Genomic DNA, 15484 nt, shown 5'->3' on the forward strand with positions numbered 1-15484 from the left:
TTGCCAAACCTATACTGTGCGATATCGCCATACATTCCACGATGATGCCTGCAAACTCCGGAACATGCTCCTAAGATAGTGTAAGATAAGGAGGCCGTTCGATCAATTGGTTTTCGCATTTTCAGCAAAAATCGGGAGTTCCCATATTTTCGTGAAAAAAATGACAGCGTTCCAGCTTGCGCTGTTCAATTCCACACAATTGCGTATACTGCCTAATGGGCTATCGCCGAATAAGCCCCAGATTAATGGCAAGGAGACTGTCGCAATGAATGTACGGCGTATATTACTCGTATTTGGAGCCCTCTCCATGATTTTACTGACGACCCCGACCCCCAAGGCGCAGGCCATTCAGGAAAGCGACGTGGAACATACCGTGGTTCGTCTCGAGAACGGCATGAGCGTTCTCGTTCAACCGGACGACCGCTTCCCGCTCGCTTCCGTGCGCCTGTATGTGCATACCGGCTCAGCGTACGAAACCCCGAACCAGGCAGGCATCAGCCACCTGCTGGAACACATGGTCTTCAAGGGGACAGAAAAACGCGCCCCCGGTGAGGTGGCGCGGGATATCGAGGCCGTGGGCGGATACGTCAACGCGGCCACGAGCTTCGATTATACGGTCTTTCTGTCCGAGCTTCCGGCCGATCACTGGGAGCTCGCCCTGGACGTGTTCAAGGACATGATCTTCGGCGCCAAGCTGGACCCGGAGGAGGTGAACCGCGAGAAGCAGGTAGTCCTTTCGGAGCTGGAGCGCGGCGAGGACAACCCCTCCACCCTGATCTTCAAGGATATCCAGAAAAAAGTCTGGCCGGGCACTACCTATGCCTGGCCTGTCATCGGCTACCGCGACACCGTGTCCAAGCTCCAGGCCCAGGACATCCGGGAGTACGTGAACCGCCAGTACCAGCCGCAGTCCATGCTGCTGGTGGTGGTGGGCAAAGTCTCCAGGGACGAGGCCGTGGCCGCTGCCGAGCGCGTGTTCGGCGGGCTCAAGAACACCCGCTCCCTCACCCCGCCCAATCCCCTGCCCCTGGAGGAGCTTGGCGGCGCCGCCCCGCAGGTCACCGTGCGCAAAGGACCATACAACAAGACGTACCTCTCGGCCGCGTTCCCCGCACCCGGGTTCCGGGCAACGGACGCCACGGGGCTGGAGGTGCTGGCCCATCTGCTGGGCGGCGACTACACGTCCAAGCTCTACAGGAAGTACAAGTACGAAGAGCAGCTGGTGGATACGATCTCCGTATCCTACCTCTCGCTGGAGCGCGTGGGCTTGCTCTACTTCAACGCCGTGCTCGACTCCCAGAACCTGGACGCCTTCTGGAAGGAGTTCATCACCGATCTCTCCACGCTGAAGGCCTCGGACTTCTCCCAGGATATTCTGGACCGCGCCAAGCTCAACCTGGAGGACTCCCTGTACCAGACCAAGGAGACCCTGGGCGGCCTGGCCAGCAAGCTCGGCTTTTTCCAGTTCTTCGAAGGCAACCCCCTGGCCGAGGAGAACTACCTGACCGAGCTGAATCTGGTGGACGATCTGGAGCTGGACCGCATCATTGCGGCGTACCTGAACCCATCGCGGCTGTCCGTCTCCGCCTTGATCCCGGAGGAGACCGCCAAGGATGACGCATCCAACAAGCCGTCCGGCGACGGCGTCGCCGCCGCGTTGCAGAAAGACATGCTCCAGGTCGTACAAAAGGATTGGCCCGTGCAGAAGGCCCCTGCCAAGGATACCTCGCTGCCGGCCAAGGAGGCCGCGCTGAAAGCCGAGTACGTGGACCTGGGCCACGGCCGCACCCTGGTGCTGCTGCCTGATCCCACCCTGCCGTACACCGCCGTGTCCATGCACTTCCGCGGGGGCGACCTGCTGCTTCCTCCGGACAAGCAGGGCCTTTCGGAGCTCATGGGCCGGGTGCTGCCGCGCGGCATCGACGGCATGTCCGCCACCGAGATCCAGGACTACCTGGCGGCCCACGCTGCGGACCTGAACACCAGCGCCGGCCGCGACATGCTCGGCGTGTCGGCCAAGTTCCCCACCCGCTTCTCCGCGGACATCTTCGATCTCTTCACGCGCATCCTCACCGGGCCGACCTTCCCGGAAGATGAAGTTGCGCGGGAGAAGAAGAACCAGCTCGCCACCATCATGAAGCGCGAGGATCAGCCCATGGGACGCATGTTCCGCGAGCTTTTCCCGCAGCTCTTCCACGACCATCCCTACAGCTACTACCACATGGGTCAGCCCAAGGAGCTGGGGGCGCTGACCCGCGACGACGTGGTCGACCTGTGGCAGAAGCAACGCAGCGAGCCGTGGGTCATGGCCGTGTGCGGCGACTACGACCGCGACGTCGTGGTCAACGCGGCGCAGCGTCTGGCCGACGCCCTGCCTCCCGGCGAGCACCCGGTGGCGTTCACCCCGCCGAACTGGAGCAAGGACCACGAGTTCACCATGCACATGGAGGACCGCAACCAGGCCCACCTGCTGCTGGTCTTCCCGGTGCCGGGCCAGGCCCAGCAGGACGGCCCCGGCCTGCGCCTTCTGCGCAACACCCTGGGCGGCATGAGCGGCCCGCTGTTCCGCACCCTGCGCGACGAACAGGGCCTGGGCTACTCCGTGTCCACCTTCCTCTGGCAGAGCCCGGAGTCCGGCTTCCTGGCCTTCTACATCGGCACCTCGCCGGACAAGCTGGACAAGGCGCGGAAAGGCTTCCGTGACCTTATCGCCAAGCTGCACACCACGCCCATGGACGAGGAAAGCGTGGAGCGCGGCAAGAACCAGCTCTCCGGCGACTACTACCGCGACCACCAGAGCTTGCTCAGCCGTTCGTCCGAAGCCTCGGGCCTGATGGCACAGGGCCTGCCGCACGACCTGAACCGCGAGTCCATCGAGGCGGCCAAATCCCTGACCGCCCAGGACCTCATGACCCTGACCAAGAAGTACCTGGAATGGGACAAGGCCTACGAGGTGACGCTGCAGCCGTAGGATGCACCGTTATAAAAAACGAAAGAAGAAAGCCCCGGCCTGGATGCGGTCGGGGCTTTTGTCATTGCTGGAAATAACGATGGTTGGCTGGGAGTCTTGCTGTCCTGGGGGCTCCCGGCAACGACATCACTCCGTGGCGTTCGATGTCTTGCCGCGCAGGAGTATGCCGATGTTCTTGGCCACATCCTTGTCGTCCGGATCGACCTCCCTCGCCTTCAGAAATGCTTGCAAGGCCTCGTCCTTCTTGCCAGTGGCGTACAGCGAGATGCCCAGCAGCTTGTAGAGCCGTACGCTGTCCGGGAAACGCTGCAGCGAGTCCTGGGCCAGACGTATCGCTTCTGAATATCGCTGTGCGCCGACAAGCATCTCTGCAAAAATGACGTGGCTGTCGACGGAATCGGACACGCGGTCGTAGTACACCTGCATGTTGGCGAACGCCTTTTTGCGTTCCCCGATGCTCCAGTAATACTGGCCAAGCGCCTTATTGGCGTACGGATTTGGCCCCGTAATGCTCAGGGTGTGCCCGAAAAGGGTTCCCGAGTTCTTCCATAGTGCAGCCTGCGCATGCGCTGTCACACCGAAGTAGGCGATGACCACCGCCATGACGGCGTACCCGACCGCGCGGTTCCTGAAGAACCGGAACCTGCCGGCCAGGGCGCATACCCCCCAGACAATGGCGATGTAGAGCCCGATGAATGGAATGTACGCGTATCTGTCGGCCATGGACTGCCTGCCGATCTGCACGATGCCGATGACCGGGAGCATGGCGATGAGATACCAGAACCAGCCCATGGCCAGGAACCGGTTTCGCGCGGCCAGCTTGACTACGCCGGCCGTGATTGCCAGCAGCAACAGGCCGGCCAGGAGCACATGCCATTTGGGAATGACCGGCCGCAGCGGGTACAGCACGCCCAGGTCGAATGGCGCGACAAGCTTATACAGATACGCCACGTACGACACGAGCACGTTGGCCATTCGATAGCCGGCCCCGACCCTCTCCAGGGACGAGACCGAATCGGAATGCGCCTGCGCAAAGTAGGCGACGCCGCAAAACACGCCTGACGCGGCAAAGAACAGGCACTTTTCCTTGACCAGGGTCCATACCGCAGCCCACCTGCCAGACGTGCCGCTCCCGAACCGCCGGAGCGGCCAGTAGTCCAGCAGCAGAAGCAGCAACGGCAGCGAGACGAGCATCGCCTTGGACATCAATCCCAGCACGAAGAACAGCAGAGACGCGAGCAGCCATCGCCGTCGATCCCTGTCCGCTGCCTGCGCATACAACGCATACGCATACACGGACAGGAGCGCGAACAGCATGCTCAGCACATCCTTGCGCTCCGATATCCAGGCCACGGACTCTACGTGCAGCGGATGGACAGCGAGAAGCGCAGCGACAACAAAGCTGCGGAATGCGGCGCTGGTGAGCCTGTACAGAATCGCAAAGAGCAAGACACAGCTGGCCGCATGGAGAACGATGTTCGCAGTATGTTGCCAGAAGGGGTTGAGCCCGAGCAGCTCCACAATGGCCATGTGCGAAAGCCATACGAGCGGGTGCCAGTTGCCGGTCTCTAGTGTAGAGAAGGCCCAGAGCAGCCCGTCCCCCGTCAGGCCCTGCCGCACTATGTCATTGTCGTAGATATATATCGTATCGTCAAAAGTGATGAACGACGCGCCAAACACGCTCTCGTAGACGACGAAGACCAGCAAGACCAGGCCGCACGCCAAGTAGAACGGGAGATTGCCTCCGCCTCCATTCCCGGACGAACAGTCGCGGCATTCCTGGCTGCTGGTTCCCATCACGCCCTCGCGCTCGTATTGTGCAATGCCGCCGCAGGAAACAGCGTCACGCCGCATTGACTGCTACTCACCTTTCTTGTGCTTCACCGTCTCCAGCACCGTGGTCAGCGAGGCCACCATGCCCGAGACGTCGGAGAGGTCGGAGGGGATGACCAGGGTGTTGCCTTCCTTGGCGATATGGCCGAACTCCTGGATGTAGCGCTCGGCAATGCGCAGGTTGGCGGCGGCCAGACCACCACGTTCGGCCAGGGCTTCGGCCACGGTGCGCACGCCCTGGGCCGTGGCTTCGGCAAAGAGCTCGATCTCCTTGGCTTGGCCTTCGGCCTCGTTGATGCGCTTCATCTTCTCGCCTTCGGACAGGGCTATGGCCTCCTGCCGAGCGCCTTCGGCGCGGTTGATGCGCGACTGGCGGTCACCCTCGGAAATGGAGATGGCGGCGCGCTTCTCGCGCTCGGCCTTCATCTGCCCTTCCATGGCGGCCATCACCGAGTTGGGCGGGGTGATATCCTTGATCTCGTAGCGCAGCACCTTCACACCCCAGTTCTGGGCCGCCTCATCCACGGCCTCCACCACCTGCTGATTGATGGAATCGCGCTCCTCAAAGGTCTTGTCCAGATCGATCTTGCCGATGGCAGAGCGCAGTGAGGTCTGTGCAAGCTGGGTCGCGCCTATTTTGTAGTTCTCGATGCCGTAGCTGGAGAGCTTGGAATCGATGACCATGAGGTAGATCACGCCGTCCACCTCCACGGAGACGTTGTCCCGCGTGATGCAGATCTGCGAGGGGATGTCCATGACCTCTTCCTTCAGGCTGCGGCGGTAAGACACGCGGTCCAGGAAGGGAATGAGGATGTGGAAGCCCGCGCCCAAGGTGCTGTGGTACTTGCCCAGACGCTCCACCACGAACTCGGACTTCTGCGGTACCACCCGCGCCGTCTTGAGGAACAGGATAATGACGACGGCGGCTATTATCGCAACCATCACCAGGGATTCATTCATGGCTTGTTCGCCTCCGAAGTAAGGGGATGTACTTCCAGGGTCAGGCCGTCGGCGGACGCCTTGCCCGCCACGCGCACGGTCGCACCCTCTTCAATTGCCACGCCGGACTCGGCGCGCCAGAAACTGCCCATGCACTTCACCTCGCCCGGATGCCCCGGCTGGATGGGCTTGGTCACCACGGCGTTGCGGCCGGCCATGGGATCAGCATCCTCTCCGGCTTGCGAGCTCTGATTGCCGGAAAAGGTGCGCAGCGCCACACGCCGCAGGCTGAAGAGAAACGCCAGCGAGGCCGCCAGGAACCCGGCAATCTGCCATTGCAAGGTCAACGACGGGAAGAAGAGCATGGCCGCCGCCGTGAGCCAGCTGCCCAGGGCGAAAAAAAGCAGGATGAAGCCCGGCATGAGCAGCTCCGCCACCACAAAGGCGACGCCGACGAGGAACCAGATGAGGGTTGCGGACATGTATGGGCCTCCGGAAATAAAAACCGGGATGAGGATGCAGGAGAAAAACCTAATTATCCGTCCCGCTTCCCTATTCCATACCCGAGGCGCCTTGGCAAGCTTATGACGCTTTCATGTCCGTCCACTGCGAGATAAGCATACCCGCGAACATCAGCCCGCAGCCCAGAAGCCCGCGCGAGCCGAGCATCTCGCCCAGGAGAATCCAGCCGCCAAGCGCCGCGAACACCGTCTCCATGGACAGGAGTACCGCGGCGTGGGCCGGGTTGGCCCTGCGCTGCGCCACCACCTGTATGGTGAATGCCACGCCCACGGAGATGACGCCGCCGTAAAGGATGGGCCACATGCCACCGTACAGGCCGGATAAGGTGAGTGTTTCCGTAAAAAAGGCGATGACCAGATGGAGGATTGCGCAAACAGTGAACTGGCCGCACGCAAGACGCACTGCGTCGTACCGCGGAGCCAGCCAGGAGAGCAGCACCACGTGGATCGCCCAGAAGACTGCGCCGATCAGCACCATGCCATCGCCGGGCGCCAGGGAAAAGGAGCTGGTGACGGAAAGAAAGTACAGGCCCAGCACGGCGCACGTCGCGCCGATCCAGTGGCCCTTGTCCGCACGCTGGCCCAGGAACAGGCCGATGATGGGCACGATGACCACGTACAGCCCGGTGATGAATCCGGCCTTGCCGGCCGTGGTGTACACCAGCGCCACCTGCTGCAGGCTTGCGCCGCAGAAGAGAACGAACCCGGCCAGAAGTGACGCCCCCCAGAAGGGAAGGGGCACGTCCAGCGTCTTTTCCACGGGCTTGCCGATCTTGCGCTTGTCCAACCAGCGGATGACCGGCACCAATGACGCCGCGCCCAGGGCGAAGCGAATGCCGTTGTAGGTGAACGGTCCCACAAACTCGTTGCCCACCCGCTGGACCGCAAAGGCAAAGCCCCAGAGCAGCGCGGTGAGTAGTAATAGAAGATCGGCAGTCAGCGTGTCACGTTGCATGATATATTTCTCCCCGGAAGTTCACGGGGTTTGACAGCCGCACCCGGTTCTGTCAACCGCTTGCCGCCTGTTGACCGAGGTGCCCCCCGAGGGTAGTGGTTTCCTGTCCGGGTGGCCCCGAGCCGTTTGCAAGGGGCAGAATAGGGAATCCCGTTAAAGTCGGGAGCGGACCCGCCGCCGTAAGCTGCAGCATTGCGCCGTCCCAGCACGCGCCACTGGGGAGTTTCTCCGGGAAGGCCGGGCCGGTGCGCAGCGAGCCGGAAGACCTGCCTGGACATGGAAGACTTCGCAACGGCAACGGGACTCTTGCCGGCCGCGATCTCCCCGGGCACGAAAAACGGATCGGCCCTCTCCCGTGTATTCGGGGAGAGGGTTTTTTCGTTTGCAGCCCCAACGAGTCCCGGATTCCCATCCGGAGGAACCCTATGTCGTCCGTATCTGCCGTCCCTCGTCGGCGCCCCCGACCTGTCTGGCTTGTGTTGGCCTGTGCTCTGTGCCTTATGCTTATGGCGGTTTCGCCCGCCATGGCCGGCCATGGCAAATCAAAGCCCGAGAAGAAAGGCATCCTGCTGGTGGCCTTCGGCACCTCCGTGCCCGAGGCGCGCCCAGCCTTCGACAACATCGACGCCAAGGTCAAAGCCGCCTTCCCGGACGTGGAGGTCCGCTGGGCCTACACCTCGCACATCATCCGCACCAAGGTGGCCAAGGAAACCGGCGAGGAGCTGCCCTCCCCGGCCGAGGCCCTGGCCAAGATGATGGCCGACGGCTTCACCCACGTGGCCGTGCAGTCCCTGCACACCATCCCCGGCCAGGAGTACCACGGCCTGGTGGAGACTGCCCACGCGTTCGCAACCATGCCCAAGGGTATGAAACGGATTCTGGTCGGATATCCGCTCCTTTCGACGTCGGCAGACATGGCCGAGGTTGCGGACGCGATTATCGCCACCCTGCCCAAGGAGCGCAAGGCGGACGAGGCCGTGGTCCTCATGGGCCACGGCACCCACCATCCGGCGGACGTGTACTACGCTGCCCTGCAGTACTACCTGAGCAAGCGCGACCCCAACGTCTTCGTGGGCACGGTGGAAGGCCACCCCACCCTGGATGACGTGATCGCCGGGTTGAAAGCCAAAGACCTGAAAACCGCGTACCTCGTACCCTTCATGTCCGTGGCCGGCGACCACGCCCGCAACGACATGGCCGGGGACGAGCCCGACTCCTGGAAGTCCGTGCTCACCGAGCAGGGCTTCAAGCCCATTCCCGTACTGCGCGGCACGGCCGAGGTGGACCCCATCGTGGATATCTGGATAGAGCACCTCAAGGGTGCGTTCAGCCACTTCGAGTAATACGCCAGGCGCTCGCACGCTGGAATCAACATGAGTAATCCCGGAACACATAGCTCGCGCGACAGGAGCTCGCCCATCCGTGGCGCTTCCTCGCGCGGGCTCGTTCTGGGCGTCGCCGCTCTTCTGCTCAGCGTATTGTCCTTCCTGGCCGCCTGCACCATGGGGCCGTTCCACGTGCCGCTGTCCACGGTCTGGGACGTGCTGACCGGCGCCCACGGCGTCGATGACACGGCGCGTGTGGTCGTGTTGGACATCCGCCTTTCCCGCGCGGTGCTTGCCTGGCTTGCCGGCGCTGTGCTCGCCGTAGCCGGCGCTGCGTACCAGGGCGTGCTGCGCAACCCGCTGGCCGACCCCTTCACCCTGGGCGTATCCAGTGGCGGCGCCTTCGGCGCAGCCATCGCCATCCACATCGGCCTTACCGGCTCGCTGCTGGCCGGCTCCGGCCTCACGGCCTTGCCTCTGGCCGCCCTTGCCGGCAGCCTTTGCGCGCTGCTCGTTGTGCTCATGCTGGGCCGCCTGGCCGGCCCGTTCCGCCGCGAGACCCTGGTCCTGGCCGGCATCGTGGTCACCACATTTCTCTCGGCGTGCATCGCATTCGTGAAATCTTTGGACGAGGAGGCGGTCAGCGCCATCGTCTTCTGGATCATGGGCAGCTTTCAGGGACGGGGTTGGGCGCACGTACTGCTCTTCGCGCCGTACGCTGCCATCGGCACGGCCGTGGTCTTCCTGCTGTCCAAGGAATTGGACATCCTGGCATTGGGCGACACCCAGGCCAGTCAGCTCGGCGTCAACGTGGACCGCTCGCGCATGCTGCTGCTGTTCGGGGCCAGCTTCGCCGCCGCGGCGGCCGTGGCGGTCTCGGGTATCATCGGCTTTGTGGGCCTGGTAGTGCCGCATCTGGTGCGCCTGGCCATCGGCGGTGCGCACCGGCCTTTGCTCGCGGTCTCCGCACTTGTAGGCGGTCTGCTGCTCCTCTGGTCGGACGTGCTCGCGCGCATCGTGCTGCCCGGCGGCGCGGAGTTGCCCGTAGGCGTTGTCACTGCGCTGTTCGGCGGCCCCTTTTTCTGCGTACTCCTGGCCCGCCGCGCCAGAAGGGAGAACGCATGAGCCGCCCGTCTAATATCCTGGACAACTCCACGAACCGTCATGTGGATACTTCGATGCCCGACCCGATGATCCGGGTGGAAAAGCTGCATTGCGGCTACGGCCGTCGCGCCGTGCTCTCCGATATCGACCTCGAGGTTGGCCGCGGCGAGATGGTCGGCCTGCTGGGCCCCAACGGCTCCGGCAAGACCACCCTGCTCCTGGCCCTCTCCGGCGTGCTCGCCCCGGAGTCCGGCCGCGTGCTTCTGGACGGGGACGACGTGCACGCCATGCCGGCCAAGGAGCGCGCCCGGCGCATCGCGGCCGTGCCCCAGCACATCGAGCCGAGCCACGACCTCACCGTACGCGAGTTCGTGCTCATGGGCCGCTACCCGCACCTCTCGTTCCTGGCGCGATACGGCGAAAACGATCACGCCGCGGCCGAGACGGCCATGCGCGAGACCGGGACCATGCACCTGGCGGAGCGCTCTGCCGGCGGCCTTTCCGGGGGCGAGCTGCAACGCACGGCCATTGCCCGCGCCTTTGCCCAGTGCCCGCAGGAAGACGCCGTGCTCCTGCTGGACGAGGCAGCCTCCGGCCTGGACGTAGCGCACAAGCTGCACATCCACGATCTGCTCCGCGCCCGGCACCGCGCCGGCGCCACCGTGGTCTCCGCCATCCATGACCTCAACCTCGCCGCGCTCTACTGCTCCCGCCTCGTCTTCCTCAAGGAAGGCCACATTGTGCTGGACGGCCCCACGGCTGAGGTCTTTACCGAGACCCATCTGACCGAAATCTACGGCGCAAAGCTCACCGTGTTCCCGCACCCGGTAACCGGCGCGCCCCAATGCTGTCTGGTACCAAATAATGACTAGATATTTCTGCGTGTTCGCGGCGCTGCTCTGCCTGCTTCTGCCGCTTTCCGCCTCTGCCCAGGTCTCCATTACGGATGACGCCGGCGACGCGGTCACCCTGGATGCGCCGGCCGCGCGGGTCATCTCCCTGTACGGCGCGTTCAACGAGATCATCGCGGCCATGGATCTAACGGACCGTCTAGTGGCGCGCACCCGCGCCGACGAACTGCCGCCGGAGATCACCGCGTTGCCGTCCATCGGCACCCACATGCGGCCCAACGTGGAGCTCATCCTGGGCCTGCGGCCCGACCTGGTGTTTCAGATGGCCGGACGTCGCGCCGCGGCCGGAGAGGCCGTGGCCGCCCTGCGCGCCAAGGGCATCACCGTGACGGTTTTCGACATCCATACTTTTAATGGATTGTTCTCTGCGATTACGCGCATGGGCGTGCTGCTGGGCGCGGAGGGCAAGGCCGGGGAGCTCATATCCTCTATGCAGAGCCGGCTGGACGCCGTGACCCAGGCCATCGGCACCGTGCCGCACCGGCCCAGCGTGTTTTTCGAGGTCCGCTACCCCAATCTGCTGGCCGTCGGGCGCGGCTCCATGGTCAACGACGTAATCCGCGCCGCCGCCGGCGCAAACTGCGTGGACTCCCCGCGCAAGCTCGTTCGCCTCAACGAGGAAGAGCTGCTGCGGCTCGACCCGGACGTCTACGTGGTGCAGCAGGGCCCCATGAACCCGGACCCGCTGCCCCCCTCGGAGCGGCCGCACTTCCGCACCCTGGCCGCCGTGCAGAGCGGCCATATCTACACCGTGGATGAGCAGCTTTTCTCCCGGCCCGGCCCGCGCAGCGTGGACGCCGTGGAGGAGCTGGCCGCCGCCTTGTATCCGCATTTATTTGACAACACAGGAGAAAAGCCATGAGCTATGGCACATTATATGGTGTGGGCGTCGGTCCCGGCGACCCCAAGCTGCTGACCCTGCGCGCCGTGGAGGTGCTGGGCCTGGCGGACAGGATCTACGCGGCCTCGTCCACCAAGAACGACCACTCCTTTGCCCTGGACATTGCCGAGCCGCACCTCAAGGACGGAGCCGACATCGTGCGCCTCGGCTTCCCCATGACCAAAGACACGAACATTCTGCACACCTCGTGGCGGGAGAACGCCGCCGTGGTGGCCGAGTTCCTGCGCACCGGCAAAAGCGCGGCGTTTCTCACCCTGGGCGACCCCATGCTCTACTCCACCTTTGCCTACGTGGCGCGGGAGCTGGAGCGCGACTTCCCGGAGATTCCCGTGGAGGTTGTGCCCGGCATCACCGCCATGCAGGCCGCGGCGGCGCGGACGCGGACCATGCTCGCCGCCGGCAGCGAAAGCCTGGCCGTGCTCTCGGGCGTGGCGGACGAGGAGCAGCTGCGCTCCACCCTGCACGTGGCGGAGAACTTGGTGATCCTCAAGGCATACAAGGGGTTCAGGATGATTCGACGGGTTCTGGAGGAGGAAGGCATGGCCGGCCGTGCGCGGTTCGCCTCTCAGGTGGGCCAGGACGGCGAGACCGTGCACACGCGGCTGGAGGAAGTACCGGACAAGCCGCACTACCTCAGCCTGGTCATGGTGCCGGCGCAGGAAAAATAAATCGGCGGACGAAGCGCGATACGACCATTGCTGCGCCCGGTCCGCCGTCTATAAATTTAGACAGATCAGTCTTACGCGCTTTGCCGCAGCTGGGCGGCGTGCTCGCGGAACAGCATGGTGTAGACGCAGGCGTTGACCAGGGCCTCGGCGGCCGGGTCGTCCTTGCGCACGCAGCATCCAATTCGCGGGCCCTCGGTGCGCACCACCTCGACCTCGATGTCTCCGGCCAGACTCATGCCGCGGTGGACGATCTCCATGCGCAACATATCGCCGGGCTTGAACTGGAAGCCGCTGGCGCTGGCGTCGAAGGACATGCCGCCTGCGCCGATGTCGATGAGCGGGAGCTCGCCCAGGAACGGGCCCAGCCGGACGCTGGAGCCTCCCACCTCGTGGCGGTCGCAGCCGCGGCGCTCGTGGGGTTCGCCCACCAGCACCTTGGCGGTGTGGCCGCAGTGCGGGCACCGCGCGTCCAGTCCGTGCATCGCCGCCGGGACCTTGCGTTCGTGACCGCAGGCCTGACAATACCCCTTGGAGAACGACAAGACCGTAGCCATGAGACCGCTCCTTGTTTTGCAAACGTGGGGCTGCTCCCCCCGGACCCCAACACGAGTGGGCGCAGGAGAGAGATTTTTTCCGGCCCGGGGGGGCGCAGCCTGTCACGAAGGGGACGGCGGCAGCGGCTGGAGGTACACCGTGGCCACCGTCCCGTAGCCCGATAGAAATCCTCTAGACTTTGTTTTGAATTTATCTCAAATTTCAGAGCATGTCTATATTTCTTCAAATATTTCTTGATGTTATGTGAATTTACATCGCCTTAGAGCGGGTATTGTTGATTAACGTCGGTTTTTGTTGATGCATTTTTTTAAGATTTTCTTCTGGGCCCACGCCGTCTTGCGGTGGGCTTGACGCCACCCGCGGCATCGCTGTACGAACCGTGCACGCGCCACGCGACCGGTTTTCATCGTTTCACCCACCCATATCGCCAAGGGAAGCACCATGGCTCTCGATATCGGCATCGTCGGACTGCCCAACGTGGGCAAATCCACCCTGTTCAACGCGCTGACCAAGGCCCAGAACGCCGAGGCCGCCAACTACCCCTTCTGCACCATCGAGCCCAACAAGGCCGTGGTCCCCGTGCCAGACGCGCGGGTGGACGCCCTGGTTACGCTCGTCAAGCCGGCCAAGGTCATCTACGCCACGGTGAACTTCGTGGACATCGCCGGCCTGGTGCGCGGCGCCTCCAAGGGCGAGGGCCTGGGCAACAAGTTCCTGGCCAACATCCGGGAATCCCACGCCATCCTCCACGTGGTGCGCTGCTTCGAGGACGGCGACGTGGCCCACGTGGACGGCTCCGTGGACCCCATCCGCGACATCGAGACCATTGAGACCGAGCTGCTGCTGGCCGACCTCCAGGCCGTGGAGAACCGCCTGGAGCGCACCCGCAAGCAGCGCGGCGACAAGAAGGCCGCGGCCATTGCCGACCAGCTTGAAAAGCTGCGCGACCACATTGCCGGCGGCGACCCCGCCGCCACCTACGAGCCGCCCAACGACGACATGGTCAGGCAGCTCAAGGAGCTCTCCCTGCTCTCGGCCAAACCCATGATCTACTGCGCCAACGTGGACGAGGCCGGCCTGACCGAAGAGCCGGAGCTGGTCACCCGCGTGCGCGAGTACGCCGAGGCGCGCGGCGCCGAGGTCGTGCGCATCTGCGCGCGCATGGAAGAAGAGCTGCTGGGCCTCTCCGAAGAAGAGCAGGCCGAGTACCTGACCGAGTACGGCGTCACTGCCGGCGGTCTGGAGCAGGTCATCCGCACCGGCTACAAGACCCTCGGTCTCATCAGCTTCCTCACCGCCGGCCCCAAAGAGGTGCGCGCCTGGACCGTGACCCGCGGCGCCAAAGCGCCCCAGGCCGCCGGCGTCATCCACACCGACTTCGAACGCGGCTTTATCCGCGCCGAGGTCATCTCCTTTGACGACTACGTCCAGTACGGCTCTGAGGCCGCCTGCCGCTCGGCCGGCGTGCTGCGCGTGGAAGGCAAGGAGTACGTGGTCCAGGACGGCGACGTGGTCCACTTCCTGTTCAACGTGTAGGGCTCCGAGGGCTTTGCCCTCAGGCTCCACCAGGGAGCAATGCTCCCTGGACCCTAATCTGGGGTCCGGGGACCAGCGGTCCCCGGCAGGGGCTGGGGGACAGTGTCCCCCAGGCAACCATGATCATTTATTCCAAATAGTTAGGTTGTTACATAGACACCATAATCCGGGCTGCGGCTTTTTTTGCTGCAGCCCGGATTTTTTTTGAACAATCAACGCCCCATACGGCGCTCGTGCAAGCAATAACGTTGCTTCCCGCATCTTGTTAGACAAATTTGACAAACCCAATGTTCCGTGTATGGTACGAGACTCCAGATGCGGGTCCCGCGTTCCGGTTCATGACGCGACGTGTCCGCATCGACCGACGTAGCAATCAAACTCATACGTGTGCGTATTGCATCCATGGATTGCGTTTTGCTCTGCGTTTTGGGTGTAATTTGTACATCATCGATGCACAATTTTCACAGAACTGAAACACTGCATCGGTAATCTATTGGTACGTCATGCACAATTGCCGTATTGCTTCTGTCTTGCTTCCCCGGGTCACGCCTACTCATGGGGATGGGCGGCGACCCCTTCGCTAAGGAAAACCCAGGAGATCACATGAGCGGTTCCAACCTCGAACTCTGGAAAGCGACGTACGATGCCGAAACCCAGGATCAGCTGAACGACGCCTACAAGCTCTGGTGCACGGACTATGACCGCGACTGCGTGCAGGGCATGGGCTACGTGGGCCCGATGACGGCCTGCAGGATGCTCGACACCTACCTCGAATCGCCCGAGAGCCGCGTGCTCGACGCCGGCTGCGGTACCGGCCTCGTGGGCCAGGTCCTCTCCAAACACGGCTACGGCCGGGTGGACGCCATGGACATTTCCAAGGACATGCTCCAGGTGGCCAAGGAGAAAGACGTTTACAACAAGTTTTTCCAGGCCGACATGAGCGAGCCCTTGGAGGTTCTGAACGATGACACATACGACGCCAGCATCTGCGTGGGCACGTTCACCTACAAGCACGTGGGGCCCGAGGCGTTCAACGAGCTCATCCGCGTGACCAAGCCCGGCGGCTACGTCTGCTTCACCATCCGCGACGGCGCCTACCAGGAGTACGGCTACCGCAAGCGCATGCACGAGCTGGAAGCCGACAACCAGTGGGAGCTGCTGGAGATGGCCAAGCAGGACTATCTGATCAAGGAAGGCGTCACGGCCAAGTTCTGCGTCTATCGCGTGGGCAACTGCTAGCTCTGCCTATTCCACAAGTGGAATAC

General features: G+C 63.3%; 13 protein-coding genes and 1 riboswitch. Of the genes, 8 read left to right on the forward strand and 5 right to left on the reverse strand.

The window, feature by feature from the left end; genetic code table 11:
- Positions 1-307 precede the first annotated feature (307 nt).
- Positions 308-2971 (forward strand): M16 family metallopeptidase, encoded by a 2664-nt coding sequence (locus E8L03_RS07740; RefSeq protein WP_244963689.1) that lies wholly within the window; start codon positions 308-310, stop codon positions 2969-2971.
- A gap of 126 nt (positions 2972-3097) precedes the next feature.
- Here E8L03_RS07740 and E8L03_RS07745 read toward each other — a convergent pair whose 3' ends face one another.
- The 4 genes from E8L03_RS07745 to E8L03_RS07760 all read right to left on the reverse strand — a co-directional run bounded on the left by E8L03_RS07745 (position 3098) and on the right by E8L03_RS07760 (position 7219).
- A complete protein-coding gene (locus E8L03_RS07745; RefSeq protein WP_171267007.1) occupies positions 3098-4825 on the reverse strand; it encodes a tetratricopeptide repeat protein in 1728 nt (575 codons plus the stop codon).
- Between the two features lie 6 nt (positions 4826-4831).
- Complete coding sequence (locus tag E8L03_RS07750) at positions 4832-5764, reverse strand: SPFH domain-containing protein (RefSeq protein ID WP_171267008.1); 933 nt, start codon at positions 5762-5764, stop codon at positions 4832-4834.
- Complete coding sequence (locus E8L03_RS07755; RefSeq protein WP_171267009.1) at positions 5761-6225, reverse strand: NfeD family protein; 465 nt, start codon at positions 6223-6225, stop codon at positions 5761-5763. Before E8L03_RS07755 ends, E8L03_RS07750 begins: the two co-directional genes overlap by 4 nt.
- A 100-nt stretch (positions 6226-6325) precedes the next feature.
- Positions 6326-7219: a DMT family transporter gene (locus tag E8L03_RS07760; protein ID WP_144233802.1), complete on the reverse strand. Its 894-nt coding sequence runs from the start codon at positions 7217-7219 to the stop codon at positions 6326-6328.
- A gap of 92 nt (positions 7220-7311) precedes the next feature.
- Positions 7312-7507, forward strand: a riboswitch (cobalamin riboswitch).
- A gap of 218 nt (positions 7508-7725) precedes the next feature.
- Between E8L03_RS07760 and E8L03_RS07765 the strand changes: the two genes are divergently transcribed.
- From E8L03_RS07765 to cobI, 5 genes are read left to right on the forward strand one after another with little or no spacing between them, the layout of a single operon-like run.
- Positions 7726-8562 carry a sirohydrochlorin cobaltochelatase gene (locus E8L03_RS07765; protein ID WP_244963690.1) on the forward strand — a complete coding sequence of 279 codons (837 nt, stop codon included), beginning with the start codon at positions 7726-7728 and terminating at the stop codon, positions 8560-8562.
- Positions 8563-8592: 30 nt separating this feature from the next.
- Entirely contained in the window at positions 8593-9669 is a 1077-nt protein-coding gene (locus E8L03_RS07770; RefSeq protein WP_171267011.1) for a FecCD family ABC transporter permease, read from the forward strand.
- Positions 9666-10520 (forward strand): ABC transporter ATP-binding protein, encoded by an 855-nt coding sequence (locus E8L03_RS07775; RefSeq protein ID WP_244963692.1) that lies wholly within the window; start codon positions 9666-9668, stop codon positions 10518-10520. Before E8L03_RS07770 ends, E8L03_RS07775 begins: the two co-directional genes overlap by 4 nt.
- Positions 10513-11421, forward strand: coding sequence for an ABC transporter substrate-binding protein (locus tag E8L03_RS07780; RefSeq protein WP_171267012.1), 909 nt, complete (start codon positions 10513-10515; stop codon positions 11419-11421). Before E8L03_RS07775 ends, E8L03_RS07780 begins: the two co-directional genes overlap by 8 nt.
- Positions 11418-12128 carry a precorrin-2 C(20)-methyltransferase gene (gene cobI / locus E8L03_RS07785; protein WP_171267013.1) on the forward strand — a complete coding sequence of 237 codons (711 nt, stop codon included), beginning with the start codon at positions 11418-11420 and terminating at the stop codon, positions 12126-12128. Before E8L03_RS07780 ends, cobI begins: the two co-directional genes overlap by 4 nt.
- A 71-nt stretch (positions 12129-12199) precedes the next feature.
- On the opposite strand, the gene E8L03_RS07790 is transcribed toward cobI, so the two are convergent.
- On the reverse strand, positions 12200-12682 hold the full coding sequence (locus E8L03_RS07790; RefSeq protein ID WP_144233797.1) for a PilZ domain-containing protein: 483 nt from the start codon (positions 12680-12682) through the stop codon (positions 12200-12202).
- Between the two features lie 442 nt (positions 12683-13124).
- Here E8L03_RS07790 and ychF point away from each other — a divergent pair, with 442 nt between their 5' ends.
- The gene (ychF, locus tag E8L03_RS07795; protein ID WP_144233796.1) at positions 13125-14219 is read left to right on the forward strand and encodes a redox-regulated ATPase YchF; all 1095 of its coding nucleotides are present in this window, start codon (positions 13125-13127) and stop codon (positions 14217-14219) included.
- A gap of 603 nt (positions 14220-14822) precedes the next feature.
- Positions 14823-15458, forward strand: coding sequence for a class I SAM-dependent DNA methyltransferase (locus tag E8L03_RS07800; RefSeq protein WP_171267014.1), 636 nt, complete (start codon positions 14823-14825; stop codon positions 15456-15458).
- Positions 15459-15484 lie beyond the last annotated feature (26 nt).

It is taken from the genome of Oceanidesulfovibrio marinus (genome assembly GCF_013085545.1).
Classification (GTDB): Bacteria; Desulfobacterota; Desulfovibrionia; order Desulfovibrionales; family Desulfovibrionaceae; genus Oceanidesulfovibrio; species Oceanidesulfovibrio marinus.

Coding starts and splice junctions, on each gene's coding strand:
- E8L03_RS07780 (WP_171267012.1), top strand. CDS start 10,513: ATGACTAGATATTTCTGCGTGTTCGCGGCGCTGCTCTGCCTGCTTCTG.
- cobI (WP_171267013.1), top strand. CDS start 11,418: ATGAGCTATGGCACATTATATGGTGTGGGCGTCGGTCCCGGCGACCCC.
- E8L03_RS07770 (WP_171267011.1), top strand. CDS start 8,593: ATGAGTAATCCCGGAACACATAGCTCGCGCGACAGGAGCTCGCCCATC.
- ychF (WP_144233796.1), top strand. CDS start 13,125: ATGGCTCTCGATATCGGCATCGTCGGACTGCCCAACGTGGGCAAATCC.
- E8L03_RS07800 (WP_171267014.1), top strand. CDS start 14,823: ATGAGCGGTTCCAACCTCGAACTCTGGAAAGCGACGTACGATGCCGAA.
- E8L03_RS07760 (WP_144233802.1), bottom strand. CDS start 7,219: ATGCAACGTGACACGCTGACTGCCGATCTTCTATTACTACTCACCGCG.
- E8L03_RS07740 (WP_244963689.1), top strand. CDS start 308: ATGATTTTACTGACGACCCCGACCCCCAAGGCGCAGGCCATTCAGGAA.
- E8L03_RS07790 (WP_144233797.1), bottom strand. CDS start 12,682: ATGGCTACGGTCTTGTCGTTCTCCAAGGGGTATTGTCAGGCCTGCGGT.
- E8L03_RS07765 (WP_244963690.1), top strand. CDS start 7,726: ATGGCGGTTTCGCCCGCCATGGCCGGCCATGGCAAATCAAAGCCCGAG.
- E8L03_RS07750 (WP_171267008.1), bottom strand. CDS start 5,764: ATGAATGAATCCCTGGTGATGGTTGCGATAATAGCCGCCGTCGTCATT.
- E8L03_RS07775 (WP_244963692.1), top strand. CDS start 9,666: ATGAGCCGCCCGTCTAATATCCTGGACAACTCCACGAACCGTCATGTG.
- E8L03_RS07755 (WP_171267009.1), bottom strand. CDS start 6,225: ATGTCCGCAACCCTCATCTGGTTCCTCGTCGGCGTCGCCTTTGTGGTG.
- E8L03_RS07745 (WP_171267007.1), bottom strand. CDS start 4,825: ATGCGGCGTGACGCTGTTTCCTGCGGCGGCATTGCACAATACGAGCGC.